General features: G+C 73.4%; 13 protein-coding genes and 1 tRNA gene. 10 read left to right on the forward strand and 4 right to left on the reverse strand.

Translation table 11 applies throughout. From position 1 onward, the window contains the following. The first annotated feature begins 23 nt into the window (after positions 1-23). From MCM47_RS24610 to MCM47_RS24655, 9 genes are all read left to right on the forward strand, one after another. A complete protein-coding gene (locus MCM47_RS24610; RefSeq protein ID WP_238863875.1) occupies positions 24-971 on the forward strand; it encodes a glutamate ABC transporter substrate-binding protein in 948 nt (315 codons plus the stop codon). A 135-nt stretch (positions 972-1,106) separates the two neighbouring features. Further along, the gene (locus MCM47_RS24615) at positions 1,107-2,465 is read left to right on the forward strand and encodes a hypothetical protein (protein ID WP_238863876.1); all 1,359 of its coding nucleotides are present in this window, start codon (positions 1,107-1,109) and stop codon (positions 2,463-2,465) included. A gap of 5 nt (positions 2,466-2,470) precedes the next feature. Beyond that, positions 2,471-5,002 carry a serine/threonine-protein kinase gene (locus MCM47_RS24620; protein WP_238863877.1) on the forward strand — a complete coding sequence of 844 codons (2,532 nt, stop codon included), beginning with the start codon at positions 2,471-2,473 and terminating at the stop codon, positions 5,000-5,002. 3 nt (positions 5,003-5,005) lie between these two features. Further along, the gene (locus MCM47_RS24625; RefSeq protein WP_308222435.1) at positions 5,006-6,307 is read left to right on the forward strand and encodes a serine/threonine-protein phosphatase; all 1,302 of its coding nucleotides are present in this window, start codon (positions 5,006-5,008) and stop codon (positions 6,305-6,307) included. Between the two features lie 57 nt (positions 6,308-6,364). Continuing rightward, entirely contained in the window at positions 6,365-7,720 is a 1,356-nt protein-coding gene (locus MCM47_RS24630; protein ID WP_238863878.1) for a VWA domain-containing protein, read from the forward strand. 72 nt (positions 7,721-7,792) lie between these two features. Then, the gene (locus tag MCM47_RS42645) at positions 7,793-9,058 is read left to right on the forward strand and encodes an FHA domain-containing protein (protein WP_305068016.1); all 1,266 of its coding nucleotides are present in this window, start codon (positions 7,793-7,795) and stop codon (positions 9,056-9,058) included. Positions 9,059-9,232: 174 nt separating this feature from the next. Beyond that, positions 9,233-10,150, forward strand: a complete 918-nt coding sequence (locus MCM47_RS24645) for an ABC transporter ATP-binding protein (RefSeq protein WP_238863879.1) — start codon at positions 9,233-9,235, stop codon at positions 10,148-10,150. Next, the gene (locus MCM47_RS24650; RefSeq protein ID WP_238863880.1) at positions 10,147-11,310 is read left to right on the forward strand and encodes an ABC transporter permease; all 1,164 of its coding nucleotides are present in this window, start codon (positions 10,147-10,149) and stop codon (positions 11,308-11,310) included. Before MCM47_RS24645 ends, MCM47_RS24650 begins: the two co-directional genes overlap by 4 nt. A gap of 100 nt (positions 11,311-11,410) precedes the next feature. Next, the gene (locus MCM47_RS24655) at positions 11,411-11,815 is read left to right on the forward strand and encodes a globin (RefSeq protein ID WP_238863881.1); all 405 of its coding nucleotides are present in this window, start codon (positions 11,411-11,413) and stop codon (positions 11,813-11,815) included. Positions 11,816-11,895: 80 nt separating this feature from the next. Here the strand turns inward: MCM47_RS24655 and MCM47_RS24660 are convergent, their stop codons facing one another. The 4 genes from MCM47_RS24660 to MCM47_RS24675 all read right to left on the reverse strand — a co-directional run bounded on the left by MCM47_RS24660 (position 11,896) and on the right by MCM47_RS24675 (position 16,691). Beyond that, complete coding sequence (locus tag MCM47_RS24660; protein WP_238863882.1) at positions 11,896-12,594, reverse strand: hypothetical protein; 699 nt, start codon at positions 12,592-12,594, stop codon at positions 11,896-11,898. Positions 12,595-12,678: 84 nt separating this feature from the next. After that, the gene (locus MCM47_RS24665) at positions 12,679-13,158 is read right to left on the reverse strand and encodes a thioesterase family protein (RefSeq protein WP_238863883.1); all 480 of its coding nucleotides are present in this window, start codon (positions 13,156-13,158) and stop codon (positions 12,679-12,681) included. A 107-nt stretch (positions 13,159-13,265) separates the two neighbouring features. Further along, a complete protein-coding gene (ettA, locus tag MCM47_RS24670) occupies positions 13,266-14,930 on the reverse strand; it encodes an energy-dependent translational throttle protein EttA (protein WP_238863884.1) in 1,665 nt (554 codons plus the stop codon). Positions 14,931-15,224: 294 nt separating this feature from the next. Beyond that, positions 15,225-16,691 carry a Cys-Gln thioester bond-forming surface protein gene (locus MCM47_RS24675; RefSeq protein WP_238863885.1) on the reverse strand — a complete coding sequence of 489 codons (1,467 nt, stop codon included), beginning with the start codon at positions 16,689-16,691 and terminating at the stop codon, positions 15,225-15,227. A gap of 1,238 nt (positions 16,692-17,929) precedes the next feature. Here MCM47_RS24675 and MCM47_RS24680 point away from each other — a divergent pair. After that, positions 17,930-18,002, forward strand: a tRNA-Arg gene (locus tag MCM47_RS24680). Positions 18,003-18,231 lie beyond the last annotated feature (229 nt).

Raw genomic sequence — 18,231 nt, forward strand, 5'->3', positions numbered from 1 at the left:
GGGGGACGGACATGATGCGCGGCATGAGCGGCAGGAACGGACGGGCCCGATCGGTGGCGGCGGTGGCGCTGTTGGCCTGCTGCGCGGCGGTGCTCGGCGCCGGGAGCCCGCAGGGCGCGGTGCTGCCCGAGGCGCAACGGACGGCACAGGCACCGCAACGGGGGCAGCAGGAGCAGGCCGGCGGCGACTGCGACGTCTACAAGAGCGTCCCGCCGAGCGCCGAGGACGGCCCGGCGGTGAAGGCCATCAAGGCCAGGCGCAGCCTGGTCATCGGCATCGACCTGAACAGCTACCGCTGGGGCGCGCGCAACCCGGACACCGGCCAGCTCGAGGGCTTCGACATCGACCTCGCGCGGGCGATCGGTACCGCGATCATGGGCGACCCGGACAAGGTGACCCTCAAGGCGGTGCCCACCGCCGAGCGGATCAAGTTCATCCAGGAGGGCAGGGTCGACATGATCGTCCGCACCATGACGATCACCTGCGACCGGTTGGAGCAAGTGGCCTTCTCCCGACCGTACTTCAACACCAGCCAGCGGGTGGTGGTGCCGAAGTCGTCCCCGGCGCGCAACCTCGACGAGGCGCTGAACGGCGCGACCGTCTGCGCCGCGGCCGGCTCCTCGGCCCAGGACGAGCTGAAGAACCGTCCGGTCAAGCAGGTCGTCTCCCCGGAGAACAACCTGGACTGCCTGGTGCTGATGCAGCTGGGCAAGGTCGACGCCACCATGACCGACGACGCCCTGGCGGCCAGCCAGGCGGCCCAGGACCAGACCGTGCGGGTGGTCGACGGCGAGGTCCGTCCGGGCGTGATGGGCGTCGCGATGCTCAAGACCAGCACCGACCTGACCGCCCGGGTCAACCAGGTGCTCGCCGACTACTACGGGAGCGGCGCCTGGCGTGGCACGTACGACCGCTGGCTCAAGCCGTACCTGCTGAACGACGCCGACCACTACTGGCCGGTGCAGCACTGAGCGGCGGGCCGCCGGGGCGCCCGGCAGCGCCTCGACGACCCCTCGACGACCGGCCCGGAGCGGGCCCGGAGGCCGCAGGCTAGGGTCGGGAACCGGTCCGGGACGGACCACCAGGACGACGAAGGGGAAACGGCGTTGGCGGCTTCTGCTGGCCCGGTGCTGAGCCGGGAGGAGGTGGACCGCGCGCTCGCGCGCCTCGGCGCGGAGCGCGACGCGGTCGAGTCGGCGCTGCTCTCGCTCCAGGACCACGCGGGGCTGCGACTGCTCGACGGCGCCGAGCTGACCGGGCGCACCCGGGAGCGCTGGGCCGTCGCCGGGCAGGGCCTGCCGCTGCTCTGGGCGCTGTTCGACCGCTACTCGGAGGCGCTCGCCTCGGCCCGCGCGGTGCGGGCCCGCAAGGCCCGGCCCGGCGCGGCCGAACTCGCCGAGCTGAGCGAGCTGCTGACCGGCGACGCGGTCACCGTGCCCGGCGGCGCGGTGCCGGACGGCCCGCAGCTGCTCGGCGCGCCCGCCAAGCTGGTCGAACGGGTCAGCCTGGACGAGCTGATGGCCCGGATGAACTCCTGGTACGCCACCGTGCTGGAGGTGGTCTGCGCCGCGGACGCGGTCTGGTCGGCGCTGCCGGCCCGGATCGACCTGCTGCTGGCCGAGCTGCGCCGGGTGCAGACGCTGGCCGGCTCGCTCGGCGTGCACCCGGGCAGCCACCCGCTCGGCGACGACCTGGCCGGGCTGGAGGGCGATCTGACCGGACTGCGGACCGAGGTGCGCGGGGACCCGCTGGCGCTCTGGCGGCCGGCCAGGGTGCCCGCCCAGCGGGGCACCGTCCCGGACGGCACCGCGCTGGCCACGCCCTCCGGCGTGGTCGACACCGAGCGGTTCGACCGGGCCGGCCGGGCGCTGGACGGCGTCCGGCTGGAGCTGGAGGACCTCCTGCGGCTGCGCGACGACGCCGAGGAGCGGCTCCAGGGCGTCGGCGACCTGCTCCAGCGGGCGGACGCCACGCTGGCCGAGGCGCGCCGGGCGCGCGGCGAGGTGCTGGCCAAGATAGCCGCCACCGAGGTGCCCGCGGTGCCGGGCCCCGCCTCGGCGCTGCGCGAACGGATCGTGGTGGCGCTGGAGTTGCGCCAGGGCGGCCAGTGGCACCGGTTGGCGCCGCTGCTGGACGCGCTGGAGGACGCGGCCGCCAAGGAGCTGGCCCGGGCGAGGCAGTCGCTGACCGAGGTGACCCAGCCGCTGGCCGTCCGGGCCGAGCTGCGCGGGCGGCTGGACGCGTACAAGGCGATGGCGGCCCGGCTGCGGGTGGCCGAGGACCCGGAAGTGGTCGAGCGGTACGAGAAGGCGCGCTGGCTGCTCTGGAGCGCACCCTGCGACCTGCGGGCGGCCGCGGCGGCGGTGTCACGCTTCCAGCAGTCGCTGCGGCCGGCGCAGGTCGAACGGCCCGGCGACGGCGCGCCGTTCGACGGACAGGCACGGGAACACGGACTGGGGGGCTGAGGTTCATGGGCGAGGCGTGCGAGCGGCCGGAGTGCACCGGCGGCGGGACGATCGACGCGGACGGCTACTGCGACGAATGCGGGCTCGCACCGGCGGGCACCGGCACCACGGGCACGGGCACGAGCGCGGGCGCGGGCACCAGCACCGGCGGCAGCGGCGCCGGCGCGGGCTCGGCCCCCGGCTCCCCCTGCCCGCGCGAGTGCTCCGGCACCATCGACCCGGACGGCTACTGCGACGAGTGCGGCCTCGCCGTCCCCGGCGCCGACACCGGCCTCACGCAGCCCCACGTGCCCTCCGCCCGGGTCGCCCGGGACTCGGCCCGCTCCACCCGCACCGGCTCGGCCCGCTCCATGTCCGGCCGCTCCCGCGACCACCGCTCGACCCGCACCGACGGCAGCCGCTCGGTGTCGGTGGTCAGCGCCCGCCGCAGCACCAGCGCCGGCACCCGCAACCGGCTCGGCGCCGGCCTGGTGACCGTCCCGACCGTCCCGAGCGCCGACCCGCTGCAGGCGGTGATGGCCGACCCCCAGGTGCCGGAACGCAAGCGGTTCTGCTCCAAGTGCGACTCCCCGGTGGGCCGGACCAAGGGCGAGCGGAAGGGCCGCCCGGACGGCTTCTGCACCAAGTGCGGCACGCCGTACTCGTTCACGCCCAAGCTCCGCCGGGGCGACCTCGTCGGCGGCCAGTACGAGGTGGTGGGCTGTCTGGCGCACGGCGGGCTCGGCTGGATCTACCTGGCGGTGGACCGGCGGGTCAACGACAAGTGGGTGGTGCTGAAGGGCCTGCTGGACACCGGCGACGAGGACGCGCTCGCCGCGGCCGTCGCCGAGCGGCGGTTCCTGGCCGAGGTGGACCACCCCAACATCGTCCGCATCATCAACTTCGCCGAGCACCCGGACCTGCGCACCGGCGCCACCGACGGCTACATCGTGATGGAGTACGTCGGCGGCAAGTCGCTCAAGGACATCGCCAACGCGCGCCGCACCCCGGACGACCGGCGCGAGCCGCTCCCGGTCGAGCAGGCGATCGCGTACGCACTGGAGGCCCTGCCGGCGCTCGGCTACCTGCACGGCCGCGGCCTGGTCTACTGCGACTTCAAGATCGACAACGTGATCCAGAGCGGCGACACCCTCAAGATCATCGACATGGGCGCCGTCCGCCGCTTCGACGACGAGGGCCCGATCTACGGCACCATCGGCTACCAGGCCCCGGAGATCGCCACCGACGGCCCCTCCCCCGCCTCCGACCTCTACACCGTGGCCCGCACCCTGGCGGTGCTCAGCTTCGACTTCCAGGGCTATAGCACCACCTACCGCGACTCGCTCCCCGGCCCGGAGACCGTCCCGGCCTTCGCCGCGTACGAGTCCTTCTACCGCCTGCTGGTCCGCGCCACCGACCGCGACCCGGCCCGCCGATTCGCCTCCGCCGAGGAGATGGCCGACCAGCTGACCGGCGTGCTCCGGGAGGTGCTGGCGCTCCAGGACGGCCGGCCGCGCCCGGCGCTGTCCACCCTGTTCGGCCCGGAGCTGCGGGTGGTGGACACCGAACTGGTGCAACCGCCCCGCACCCCCGGCGAACTGCGGGTGACCGCGCTGGACCCGGCCGCCGCCGCGCTGGCGCTGCCCGTCCCGCGGGTCGACCCGGCCGACCCGAACGCCGGCTTCCTGGCCACCCTGCTCGCCACCGATCCGGAGGAGGCGCTCGCCGCCCTGGCCGGCGCGCCCGCCGACTCCGTCGAGCGCCGGCTGCGCGAGCTGCGCGCCCACCTCGAACGCGGTGGCGGGGCTCCGGCCGAGGAGGCCCTGACCGCCCTGCAGAAGGACCACCCGGACGACTGGCGGGTGGTCTGGTACCGCGGTCTCGCCGCGCTGGTCGCGGCCGCCGGCGAGATCACCGACGAGGACGGGCTGCGCACCGCCGCCGAGGCTTTCGACGCCGTCTACGACGCGTTCCCCGGCGAGTGCGCCCCCAAGCTGGCCCTCGGCATCTGCGCCGAACTCCTCGGCGACGGCGCGGACGCGGCCGAGTTCTACCGGCTGGTGTGGACCACCGACCAGGCCTACCTGAGCGCCGCCTTCGGGCTGGCCCGGGTCCGCCTCGCCGACGGGGACCGGGCGGGCGCGGTGGCCGTCCTGGAATCGGTGCCGGCCACCTCCAGCCAGTACACCGCCGCCCGGATCGCCGCCGTCCGGGCCCGGCTGCGCGAGCGGCCGTCCACCGACCCGCTCGGCCCCGACCTCGGCGCCGGCTCCGACCAGCTGACGGCGCTCCGGCTGGACGACCGCCGCCGCGAGGAGCTCTCGGTCGAGGTGCTCGGCGCCGCGCTCGGCTGGGTCGCCGCGGGCTCGCCCGGCGAGACCGGCCTCGGCCGGACCACCGGCGAGGTCACCGTGCTGGGACGACCTGCGGTGGAGCGGGAACTGCGGTTCGCGCTGGAGCAGTCCTACCGGGTACTCGCCCGGTTGGCCGACCGGGCCGAGACCAGGATCGAGATGGTGGAGCGGGCCAACCGCGTCCGCCCCAGGACGTGGGTGTAGCCGATGCCGCAGCAGACCGTGTGCCAGAGCTGTTCCGAGCCGCTGGACCCGGAGGACGTCTATTGCGGCTCCTGCGGCCACAGCCGGGACGCCCGACCCGCCGCCGGCGCCATGCCGCCGGGCTGGTCGGCCGCCCCGGGCGGGGCCGACCACCCGCCGACGCTCGCCGTGCCCGCCCAGAGCGGGCCCGGCTGCGCGCACTGCGGCGTGCCGCAGGTCACCGCCGGCGGCTACTGCGAGGCCTGCGGCCGTGCCCAGCCGCGCCCCCGCGACCACATGGAGAAGGCCCTCGCGGGCGTCGCCGGGGTCAGCGACCGGGGCGTGCGCCACCACCGCAACGAGGACTCGTTCACCGTCGCGGCCACCTCGCTGCCCGGCGGCGAGCCGGTCGTGGTGGCCGTGGTCTGCGACGGGGTCTCCTCCTCCGACCGGCCGGACGAGGCCTCCGAGACCGCGGTCGACGCCGCCTCCGAGTCGCTGCTCACCGCGCTGGAGGCCGGCCGCGACCCCAACGCGGCGATGCGGCAGGCGATCGCCGACGCGGCCGCCGCCGTGGCCGGCCTGGCCGCCGACGGCGCCTCGCCGCGCCGGCCCGACATCAACGCGCCCGCCTGCACCTACGTCAGCGCGGTCGCCGCCGGCGGCCGGGTCACCATCGGCTGGGTCGGCGACACCAGGGCGTACTGGATCCCGGACGACCGGGTGTCGGCCGAGCCGTTCCGGCTCACCCAGGACGACTCCTGGGCCGCCCGGATGGTCGAGGCCGGCCTGATGGGCGAGGCGGAGGCGTACGCGGACCCCCGCGCCCACGCCATCACCGGCTGGCTCGGCGCCGACGCCGAGGAGGTCGTCCCGCACACGCTGGACTTCACCCCGCACGTCCCCGGGGTCCTGCTGATCTGCACCGACGGCCTCTGGAACTACGCCGAGGCCGCCACCGACCTGGCGTACTACGTCCGCCCGGACGCCCGGACCGAACCGCTCGCGGCGGCCCAGAGCCTGGTGAAGTTCGCGGTCGCCGCCGGCGGGCACGACAACATCACCGTCGCCGTCCTGCCGATCGACCCGCCGGTCGGGCTCGCCGGCGCGGAGCGCCCGGCCGCCGGCGACGCCGCCAGGACCGCCACCGCCGTGGACCTGCCGGTCGTCCGGCCCGGCGGCGCGGCCGGCGCGGCCGAGGAGGAGGACCACGACCCGACGCTGCCGGACCTCCCGGTGATCGGCTCGCCCGCCGCCCCGCTCCCGCCGGTCCCGCCCGGTCCGCCGGCCGCGCCGCCGCGACCGCCGCACCCCCCGGTGGGCTGAGGCCCGCCGCCACCGACCGCTCGCACCATCCGACCACCCGACGGGAGTCATCGGCCCATGGCCACACTCGCGAAGCCGAACCTGCCCAGGTTCGACGTCGAGATCTTCCAGAACGAGTTCCTCGCGGACGGCGCCCGCGAGGTGAACGCCATCGTCACCGTCACCGCCACGGGCGGCGGCACCTCCGGCGGCCGCCCGCTCGGGGTGGCCGACGCCGGCCCGTTCGGTGCGGACGCGCAGTCCGCCGCCGTCGTGATCATGGTGGACTGTTCCGGCTCGATGGACTACCCGGCCAGCAAGATGCGCGGCGCCCGGGAGGCCACCGCAGCCGCCATCGACACCGTCCGCGACGGCGTCGCCTTCGCCGTGGTCGCCGGCACCCACGAGGCCCGGGACGTCTTTCCCGGCGACGGCACCCTCGCGATCGCCTCGCCGGACACCCGGTCCCGGGCCAAGGAGGCGCTGCGCCGGCTGACCGCGGCCGGCGGCACCGCGATGGGCACCTGGCTCACCAAGGCCGACCAGCTCTCCCAGACCCGCCCCGACATCGCCATCCGGCACGCCATCCTGCTCACCGACGGCAACAACGAGCACCAGTCGGCGACCGAGCTGGAGCGCGCCATCGAGCTGGTCACCGGCCACTTCACCGCCGACTGCCGGGGGGTCGGCACCGACTGGCGGGTCGACGAGCTGCGCAAGATCTCCTCCGCGCTGCTCGGCACCGTCGACATCGTCGCCGAGCCCGCCGGCCTGGCCGACGACTTCCGCTCGATGATGACCGGCGCGATGGGCAAGCAGGTCGCCGACGTCGCACTGCGGATCTGGACGCCGGCCAACGCGGTGGTCAGGTTCGTCAAGCAGGTCGCCCCCTCGGTGGAGGACCTCACCGGCCGCCGCACCGAGGCCGGCCCGCGGGCCGGAGACTACCCGACCGGTTCCTGGGGGGACGAGAGCCGGGACTACCACGTCTGCGTCGAGGTCCCGGCCGCCGCCGTGGGCAACGAGATGCTCGCCGCCCGGGTCAGCCTGGTGCTGCCGCCCCGGACCGGCGCCACGGCCGAGGTGCTCTCCCAGGGTCTGGTCAAGGCGGTCTGGACGGACGACCTGGCCTCGTCCACCCGGATCAGCCCGCAGGTCGCCCACTACACCGGGCAGGCCGAGCTGGCCTCCTCCATCCAGGAGGGCCTGGAGGCGCACCGCGCCGGGGACGTCGACCGCGCGACGGCCAAGCTGGGAGCGGCCGTTCGGATCGCCCACGCGACCGGCAACGAGGGCACGTTCAGGCTGCTGCAGAAGGTGGTGGACGTGGTCGACCCCAAGGAGGGTACGGTTCGGTTCCGTAAGAACGTGAGCGAGGCCGACTCGATGACCCTCGAGACCCGGTCCACCAAGACAGTGCGTGTGAAGAAGTGACCGCTGAAGAGCTGACCGGGCCGGGGCCCGGCCGGACACCGCCCCAGCTGGCTGGAATGTAGGGGGGACCTGATGCCGATCTGCCCGAGGGGCCACGAGTCGCAGGCCGAGGACTGGTGCGACTTCTGCGGCTTCCCGATGACGCCACCGGTGGCTCCGCCGATGCCACCGCCGCCGGCCACCGGCCCCGGTACCCCGCCCGCCGGCCACGGCCACGGCCACGCCGGTCCGGTCGGGGGTTCGTACCCCCCGCCGCCGGGTGCCGTACCGCCGCCGGGTGCCGTACCGCCGCCGGCCCCGGCCTACCCGGAGCTCACCGAGGGCCTGGTGGTCTGCCCGATCTGCCGCAGCCCGCAGACCGGGCGGTTCTGCGAGGAGTGCGGGTACGACTACGACCTCTCCACGCCCTCGCGCCGCCAGCCCCCGGCCGCCGGTGCCCCGACGCCCGGTCCCGCCCCGGCTCCGGCCCCGCTGAACATCCCCGCGGCGTACGGCGGGCCGCAGCCGCCGGCCCCGCACTCCCAGCCGCCGGCGCAGCCGCACGCCCAGCCACAGCCGCACGCCCAGCCGCAGCCCGTCCGGCCGGCGCCGGGCCCGGCCGGCGCGCCGTCCGGCTACGGCTACCCGCCGGCCGCACCCGCGCCCGGCGCCCCCTACCAGGAGCCGGGTTACGGCGAGCCCGTTGTCGGCGAGCCGGGGTACGGTGCGTCCGGGTTCGGCGAGCCCGGGTTCGGCGAGTCGGCCTACCACGAGCAGCAGCCGCGCGAGGAGTCCGGCCCGGTCTACGCCCAGCCCGGTCCGACCGGCCGGGGCGGCGAGTTCGGCACCTCGTTCAACCTGGCCCCGCCGATGCCTCCGCAGGCCCAGCAGCCCCCCGTGCCCGGGCAGCAGGCCGAGCAGCCCCAGGCCGCTCCGCCGGAGCCGGTCCGGTCCAACTGGATCGCGGTGGTCGCGGCCGACCGCGACTACTTCACCGAGATGATGGCCCGCAGCGGTCCGGAGGCGGCGGGCCTGTTCTTCCCGCCGTACTGCCCCGAGCGGCGCATCCCGCTGACCGGCCGCGGCCAGCTGCGGATCGGGCGGCGTAGCCAGCACCGCGGGACGGTGCCGGAGATCGACCTCTCCGTCCCGCCGGAGGACCCGGGTGCCTCGCACCAGCACGCGCTGCTCGCCGAGCAGGCGGACGGCAGCTGGGTGCTGGTCGACCAGGACTCCACCAACGGCACCACGGTGAACGGCGGTGCCGAGCCGGTCACCCCGCACACCGCGATCCCGCTGAACGACGGCGACCGGATCCACATCGGCGCCTGGACCACCATCAGCGTGCACCGCGCCTGAGCCGCCGCGCGGCCGGGCCGGACGGGCAGCACGCCCGGTCCGGCCCGGCCGGGACGACGCCGGGGACGGCTGGACACGGCTCGGGCACGGCTCGGGCACGCTTTGGGAAAATGATCTTCAAATCGTGCTCGGACCGCCGCCCCGGCAGGCCCGCCGCCCCTAGTCTCAGGGTCCATGACTGCAGCGATATCCGCCGACGGGATCCGTCAGCGGTACGGGGACGTACAAGCGGTCGACGGCGTGTCACTCACCGTCGAGACCGGCGAGTTCTACGGGATCCTGGGCCCCAACGGCGCCGGGAAGACCACCACACTGGAGATCCTGGAAGGGATCCGCAAGCCCGACGAAGGGCGCATCGAGCTGCTGGGGCTGGCGCCCTGGCCGCGCAACAAGAAGCTGCTGCCGCGCATCGGCGTGCAGTTCCAGGCCTCGGCCTTCTTCAACAAGCTGACGGCGCGTGAGACCATCCGCTCCTTCGGCTCCTTCTACGGCGTCGGCCCCAAGCGGGCCGACGCGATGCTGGAGCGGGTGGGCCTGACCGAGTCGGCCGGGGTGATGACCGACAAGATGTCCGGCGGCCAGGCCCAGCGGCTCTCCATCGCGTGCGCGCTGGTCCACGACCCGGAGCTGGTCTTCCTGGACGAGCCCACCACCGGCCTCGACCCGCAGGCCCGCCGCAACCTCTGGGACCTGCTGCGGACCATCAACGCCGAGGGCCGCACGGTCGTCCTGACCACCCACTACCTGGACGAGGCCGAGGTGCTCTGCGACCGCGTCTCGGTGATGGACCACGGCAGGATCCTGCGCACCGGCGCACCGGCCGCGCTGGTCCGGGAGATCGACGACACCGTGCGGATCAGTGTGGAGTCCGGGCTGATCACCGCCGAGCGGACCCGCGAGCTGCTGGCCGCGGTCGGCGCCGAGGTCTCCGCGGTGGACGACGACGGCGTCTCGCTCTCCGTCTCCACCCGCCTGCCGGGCCCGGTCCTCTCCGTGCTGGCCGAACAGAACGCCCTACGTGGCCTGGAGGTCCGCGGCGCCACCCTGGAGGACGTCTTCCTCCAGCTCACCGGACGGGAGTACCGCGCATGACCGCCGACGAACGCACCCGCGCAGCGGCCGTCCCGGCCCAGCGCGCCGCCTCCGGCCCGGCCTCGCCCGGCGGGCAGCCGGAGCGCGAACGGGTCAGCGCCTTCGCGAGCCTGTCCCGGGTGATGCTGGTCGCCTTCTTCCGCGACAAGGCCGCCGTCTTCTTCGTGCTGCTCTTCCCGCTGATGTTCCTGATGCTGTTCGGCACCCTCCTCAAGGGCGCCGGCAGCCCGCACGCCAAGGTGGCGCAGGTCGGCCCGGTCCAGGTGCTGGACGCGGTGCAGGGCGACGGCCGCGCCGAGCTGGAGAAGGTCCTGACCATCAGCCGCAGCGACGACGAGGCCGCAGCGGTGGAGAAGGTCCGCAAGGGCGACCTCGACGCCGTGATCACGCAGGGCCCGGACGGCCGGGTGGTGCTGCGGTTCAGCGCCGCCGACCAGGTCCGCGCCGGCTCCGTGCAGGGCATCGTCAACTCGGTCGTCCAGCAGGCCAACCAGGCCGCCACCGGCAAGCCGCCGGCCTTCTCGTTGGACGTGAGCCGGGTCGAGGACGAGTCGCTGAAGCCGATCCAGTTCCTCACCCCCGGTCTGCTGGGCTGGGCGGTGGCCACCGGTGCGGTGTTCAGCGCCTCGCTGACCCTGGTGTCCTGGCGGAAGAAGATGGTGCTCCGCCGGCTGCGGCTGGCGCCGGTGAGCGCCGGGGCCGTCGTCTCCTCCCGGATCGCCGTCTCGGTGATCACGGCACTGGCCCAGACCGCGATCTTCCTGGTGGTCGCCACCACCCCGTTCTTCGGGCTCAAGCTGACCGGCGACTGGTGGCTGATCATCCCGCTGGTGGTCTGCGCGACCGTCGCCTTCATGTCGATCGGCCTGCTGGCCGGGTCGCTCGCCAAGACCGAGGAGGCGGCCAACGGCATCTCGCAGATCATCGTGCTGCCGATGTCCTTCCTCTCCGGCTCGTTCTTCCCCACCGACGACATGCCGGCCTGGCTCAAGGCGATCTCCAACGCGCTGCCGCTCAAGCACCTGGTCACCGCCGCGCAGTCGGTGCTGTCCCGGGGCGGCGGCGTGATGGACGCGCTGCCGGCCATGGGCGGGCTGCTGGCCTTCGCCGCCGTCGTCACCGCGATCGCCTGGCGGTTCTTCCGCTGGGAGGACGCGTAGCGACGGCCGCGCCGCCGAGAGGTGCGCGGGGTCGTACGCCCGCGGTCCCGGGTCCCGGGTCCCGGTGTACGGCCCAGCCGCCGTCTGCGACCATGGTCGGGTGAACGAGATCCGGCGTGGCACGCTCAGCGAGGAGACCTTCTTCGACCAGGTCGGCGGCGAGCCGACCTTCCGGCGACTGGTGCACCGGTTCTACCAGGGGGTCGCCGAGGACGAGTTGCTGCGGCCGATGTACCCCGAGGAGGACCTGGGCCCGGCCGAGGAGCGCCTGGCGCTGTTCCTGATGCAGTACTGGGGCGGCCCTCGCACCTACAGCGAGGAGCGCGGGCACCCGCGGCTGCGGATGCGCCACGTGCCGTTCCGGGTGGACCGCGCGGCGCACGACGCCTGGCTGCGGCACATGCGGACGGCGGTGGACGAGCTGGCGCTGCCGGCCGAGGCCGAGCGACAGCTCTGGGACTACCTGACGTACGCCGCCGCCTCGATGGTCAACACCGAGGGCTGAGGGGGGCGGCGCCCGGGTCACGCGCCGGCCGCGTCCTGTCCGGACGGGGCCCGGCGGACGGGGCTCTAGCGGACGGGGCTCTAGCGGACGGGGCTGAGGCCCAGGCCCGCGCCGGGCGCGGCCGTCGTACGGACCGCCACCGACCCGGCCGGGGCGCTCAGCCGCAGCCAGCCGCCCGCCCGGTGCACGGTCAGCGGGGCGTCCGGCTTCAGGAAGCCGATCACGTAGGCCGCGTGCGCGGCGCGCAGCGGCAGTTCGGGCAGCGCGGTCACCGGCCGCGACCAGATCTCGTCGGCGAGCGCGTCCAGCACCGCGCGGGTGCGGTGGTGCTCCGGAACGGCCTCGCTGCGCTCGCGGAACTCCCGCACCCCGGCCATCAGTTCGGGGTAGACCTCGGCCACCGGCGGCTCCCCGACCGGCCGCCAGCCGGCGCGCGGCGGCAGCAGACCGGCCCAGGCCGGTCCGGTGACGGCGGCGGGCAGCGCGACGGTGTCGGCCTCGCCGTCCAGACCGTCCAGCAGCTGCCCCGCGGACACCGTCCGGTCGGCCGGCTCGACGCTCCCGGCCAGCCGCGCGGTGCGGATCGCCAGCGCGCCGGCCCCGCCCAGCGGGAGCCGTCCGAAGACCGCCAGCACGCCCGAGTCCGAGCCGTCCGCCGCCGGCACCGCCTGCAGTCGCACCGCCGCCGCCCGGTCGAACCGCAGCAGGCGGACCAGGAACGCCGCGAGGTCGGCGGCCTCCCCGGCGTCGGCGAGGGCGAGGGGGGCGGTACCGGTCAACGCGTTCAGCTCGAATCCGTGGGTCGGTGGTGGTGGTTCCGGGGTCGCGGGGCGGTGCCCCGGCGGCGGTGCGGCGCCCGGTGGTCAGACGGCCGCGACGGCGCGCGCCCCGGCCGGCCGGTCCGCGTCGGCGGCAGTACCGGCGTCGTCCGCGTAACGGGAGAGGAAGTCCCGCTCCACGGCGCTGATCCGGCGCGGCCGGCCCTCCGCCAGGTCGTAGGGGACGACCACCGTGGACGCCCGGACGTAGACCGTCTCGGTGCCGTCCTCGGCGATGTCCTTGATCTCGTACGCGACGGTCAGCGAGGCGACGCCGATCTTGGTCACCCAGGTCTCGATGGTGACCGGCTCGGGCCGGTGCACCAGCGGTCGCTTGTAGTCGATCTCGTGGCGCGCCACGACCGAGCCGCCCGCGAACTCCCCGGCACCGGCCTCGGCGGCCTGGGTGAACATGAAGTCGATGCGGGCCTCCTCCAGGTAGCGCAGGAAGACCACGTTGTTGACGTGCCCGAAGGCGTCCATGTCGGACCAGCGCAGCGGGCAGGCGTAGATGTGGCGGGCCACGGGTTCTCCTCGACGTCCGGTTCCCGCCGACCGGTGGTGGCCGGCGGGCCGCGGCCCGGCAGGCCGCCCCGGAGGGCGGTCTGCCGGGCCGTCGTGACAGTGGGGTGTCAGCCTCGGGTCAGCTTCTTGTAGGTGGCCCGGTGCGGACGGGCGGCGTCGGCGCCCAGCCGCTCGACCTTGTTCTTCTCGTACGACTCGAAGTTGCCCTCGAACCAGAACCACTTGCTCTCGCCCTCGTAGGCGAGGATGTGGGTGGCCACCCGGTCCAGGAACCAGCGGTCGTGGGAGATGACCACGGCGCAGCCGGGGAACTCCAGCAGCGCGTTCTCCAGCGAGGACAGGGTCTCGACGTCGAGGTCGTTGGTGGGCTCGTCGAGGAGCAGCAGGTTGCCGCCCTGCTTGAGGGTGAGCGCCAGGTTCAGGCGGTTGCGCTCACCGCCGGAGAGCACCCCGGCCGGCTTCTGCTGGTCCGGGCCCTTGAAGCCGAAGGCCGACACGTAGGCGCGGGACGGCATCTCGACCTGGCCGACGTTGATCCAGTCCAGACCGTCGGAGACGACCTCCCAGAGGGTCTTCTTCGGGTCGATGTTGGAGCGGCTCTGGTCGACGTAGCTGATCTTGACGGTCTCGCCGACCTTGACCGTGCCGCTGTCCGGGGTCTCCAGGTCCTGGAGCATCTTGAACAGCGTGGTCTTGCCGGCGCCGTTCGGGCCGATGACGCCGACGATGCCGTTGCGCGGCAGGGTGAAGCTGAGGTCGTCGATCAGGACCTTCTCGCCGAAGGCCTTGTTGAGGTTCTCGACCTCGATGACGACGTTGCCCAGGCGCGGGCCCGGCGGGATCTGGATCTCCTCGAAGTCCAGCTTCCGCATCTTGTCGGCCTCGGCCGCCATCTCCTCGTAACGGGCGAGACGGGCCTTGGACTTGGCCTGGCGGCCCTTGGCGTTGGAGCGGACCCACTCCAGCTCTTCCTTGAGGCGCTTGGCGCGCTTGGCGTCCTTCTGGCCCTCGACCTTGAGGCGGGACTGCTTCGTCTCCAGGTAGGTCGAGTAGTTGCCCTCGTAGGGGTAGGCGCGACCGCGGTCGAGCTCCAGGATCCACTGGGCGACGTTGTCCAGGAAGTACCGGTCGTGGGTGACGGCCACGACGGTGCCCTTGTACTTCTCCAGGTGCTGCTCCAGCCAGTTCACCGACTCGGCGTCCAGGTGGTTGGTGGGCTCGTCGAGCAGCAGCAGGTCGGGCGCCTCCAGCAGCAGCTTGCAGAGCGCGACGCGGCGCTTCTCACCACCGGAGAGCTTGGTGACCGGCCAGTCGCCGGGCGGGCAGCCCAGGGCGTCCATGGCCTGCTCCAGCTGGGCGTCCAGGTCCCAGGCCTCGGCGTGGTCCAGCTCCTCCTGGAGCTTGCCCATCTCGTCCAGCAGGGCGTCCGAGTAGTCGGTCGCCATCAGCTCGGCGATCTCGTTGAAGCGGTCGAGCTTCCCCTTGATCTCCTTGACGCCGTCCTCGACGTTCTCCAGGACGGTCTTGGTCTCGTCGAGCGGCGGCTCCTGGAGCAGCATGCCGACGGTGAAGCCGGGCGAGAGGAAGGCGTCGCCGTTGGAGGGCTGCTCCAGGCCGGCCATCATCTTCAGCACGGTGGACTTGCCGGCGCCGTTGGGGCCGACGACACCGATCTTCGCTCCGGGGAGGAAGCTGAGCGTCACGTCGTCAAGGATGACCTTGTCTCCGTGCGCCTTGCGCACCTTGCGCATCGTGTAGATGTATTCCGCCACGTGAGATCGCTCCGGCGTCGTCGGGAGTATTCGGCTTGCAGCGTTCCATTGTGCCGCACCCGGCCCGGAGCCCCGACCGCCCGCCCTGCCCCACCGGGGTATCCGGCCGGCTCCCCCGCGCTCCCCACGGGCGGACGCCCGCGCCCGGCCCGCGCCCACCGCGCCCCCGTCCGGCTCCGGACGCGACTCGGCCCGGCTCCCCGCTTGCTGCGGGGAGCCGGGCCGGGTCGGCGCTCACGGGCCGGGGGCCTCAGGCCCCGTGGTCCGGGACCTCAGGTGCGGTCCGGACCGTGCTCAGGCGGCGGTGCCGCTGTGGCGGCCGCGACGGCGCAGGACGAAGACCGCGGCACCGCCGGCCACGACCAGGCCACCGGCGACGGCGGCGATGATCGGGGTGGCGTCGTTACCACCGGTCTGGGCCAGGCCGGTGGTGCCGGCCGGAGTGGTGGTGGCCGGAGCCGGGTGGGCGGCGGTGGTGGTGGCGGAGGCCGACGGGGTGGCGCTCGGGGTGCCGGTGGGCGCCGGGGTGACCGGGGCGCTCTTGGTCGGCGACGGGGTGCCGGTCGGCGTGGTGCCGCTGGTCACCTTGCAGTCCAGGATGCCCTTGAACTCCTTGGTGAACCCGTTCGGGCCGGTGACGGTGATGTCGTAGGCGGTGTCCTCGGCGACCGGGACGAGGACGCTCTCGACCTTGCCGGGCTGGACGGTGAGGGTCTTGCCCGGCTTCACCGTGACGCTGGCCGCCTCGTCGCCGCCGTTGGCGACGGAGACGCGGACTCCGTTGTTGTCGCACTCGACCTGGGAGATGCTGTCGACCTGCGCGCCCTTGCCCTGCTTCCAGGTGGCCTTGGCGGCGTCGACGACGCTGAGCTTGGTGGAGCCGGCCAGGATCATGGTCTGGCTGTGCTTCGCGGGGGTGTACCCCTTGCTCAGGAAGACGCGGCCGCTGGGCACGACGGTCTCGGCCGAGGCCTTCACGGTGGCGGCGCCGTCCGGGGTGCCGGCCGGCACGTCGAGGAAGAGCTGGGTGTCCTTGGCCACCGGGCCGGTCAGGTCGGTGACCGGCTTGCCGTCCTTGTCGACCAGCTTCACCTTGTCCGCGGCGTCACCGGCGACCGCGAGCTTCACCTCGTTGGCGCTGGAGTTGATGGTGAACGGACCGAGCTTGTTGCCCGGCTTGCCCGACACCGAGTCCGGGGTGAGGCTCAGCGAGGGCTTGGGCTCGGCGGCGATGCCCTTGTTGGCGTCGCTGACGAGGTAGTCGCGCAGCTGCTTGGCCTGCGGGTCGGTCGGGATGGCGGTCTTGCCGTCGGAGAACTTCCAGATCGCGGCCTGGGTGCCCGCGGCGGCGTCCTCCTTGGTCAGCTCGCCCTGGACACCGGCGGCCTTGGCCAGCTTCGGGAGGTCCTCGGCCTTGACCTGCGGGTAGGAGTTCTCCAGGATCCAGCGGATCTTGGCGGCGGCCTCGGCCTTGTCCTTGCCGCCCAGCGAGCTCGACTTCCAGTCGGACTCCTGGTACTCGACACCGCTGGTGATGTCGACCGGGTGGTCGATGTCGATGCAGTACGTCTTGATCTCGCCGTTGGGCGTCTTGAGGGTGAACAGGCCGCCCTGGATGGGGTGGCTGCCCTCGATGGCGATCTCCTCGCTCAGCAGCGTGGGCTGGATCACTGCCGTGACACCCGCACCGGGCGCGTCGGCCGCAACTGCCGCACCGGTCGCGAGCAGGCTTCCGCCCAGCGCGATGCCAGTCGTGAGCATGACAGTGGATATGCGCGGAAGACTCCGCCCCTGCATCTGGAACATCTGGGATCCCTCCGGGCCGGGCCGCACCGGAGGGCGACCCGCCTTGCATTGCCGCGCCCCCTGTGGCGCCGCTGCACGTGTGTGAACCAGACGAATCCTATTGAGCCCCGCGGGCCCGCAAACCCCCATGCGAAATCAGGACGATTCCGTATCTGTATCGTTATCAACCGCCCCAGTATCCACACAAGCTGACGATCGACCAGAAAGTGTGGATCTTTCGCTTAACCCGTGGATGATTGCACAAGCAGAGACAACTACCGTCTCGATCAACATATTTGTCGACAGTTGAGCTCGACTCCGGGTCAGGCCGGCACCCTTCTACAGACGCCGCCACCCCCGGGGTTTCACCACCCACCCACCTCTCCCGGCGCCGGTCGTGGCCGCGGTTCCGCGTCCGGTCGCGGCCGGACCCCACCCCCGATCGCAACGGCAGCCCCGTCGGCTCCGGTCGGAGTCGGCCGGCGGCTCGCCCGACTGCCGGGGGCGGGGCCGCTTCGGTCGCTCCGGCCGCTCCGGTCGCGGGATTTACCGATCCCGCCGCTTCGGTCCGCTTCCCGGAACACGCTCCGTTCCCCCCAATGCACCGTACGGAATCGAGCGACACGGGTTGAGAGTGCACTTCCCGGGAAATCCTTGCCGAGGGGGATCCAAAATCCTGTGGACAACTCGGACATGTGGAAAACCACTGTCACTCCCAGGGGTGAATTTCGGCCTTCCGGCACTCCCTCCACCCGGATCTGCGCTGGCCATGACAACAATCGACCCGCCTCCCGCCCCGTCCCGACACCCCCACGGGTGGGTCCATCGGACGTCCCCGCACGTCATCCGACCGAACGAACCCGAATACGGCCCCCCACCCGCTCCGGGGGTGGCGCTTTCTCCGTGCCGAATCCATAACGGGTGAGGCGGCAGCCCCGTAACGACTGCACAACGTCCGGCCCCGAAGACCGCCAGACCGCTGCACGCACGGTCTTCACCTGCGATTATCGGACCGCTCCACCGAGGCCGACACACCCGCGACGGTGCCGTTACAACCGGCCGAGGAACTGGGCACCCTTATCCTGTCCCCGACAGGGCGAGGGCCCCGCCAACCCCCAACCCCACCCTCAGGTACGGGGCCGGACAGCGGGCGCGGCACGCGTCCGTCACCCGATCCCGGCAACGGTCACGCCCATCAGGGCGCCGTCCGTCCCGCCCCCATAGCTCAGCGGATAGAGCACCCGCCTTCTAAGCGGTAGGTCGCAGGTTCGAATCCTGCTGGGGGCACACATCGGCGGGATCGACCCGCCCGGAGCGGGCGTCCCCCTTCGCACCGCCGCATCCACGGCCGAGTTCCCGCCCGTTCCCGACCGCTCCCCGGTGACAAGACGGCCGGAATCCGGTGCGAACCCACGGTGAATACCCGAACACCCCGAGCGATAATCGACGGTGATTTGCGGTGCGTCACCGCTCGACTACACCGGGGGCAAATTCCTTTGGCATAGTCGCCGCGCCC

This window comes from Kitasatospora sp. A2-31 (genome assembly GCF_022288725.1).
GTDB lineage: Bacteria > Actinomycetota > Actinomycetes > Streptomycetales > Streptomycetaceae > Kitasatospora.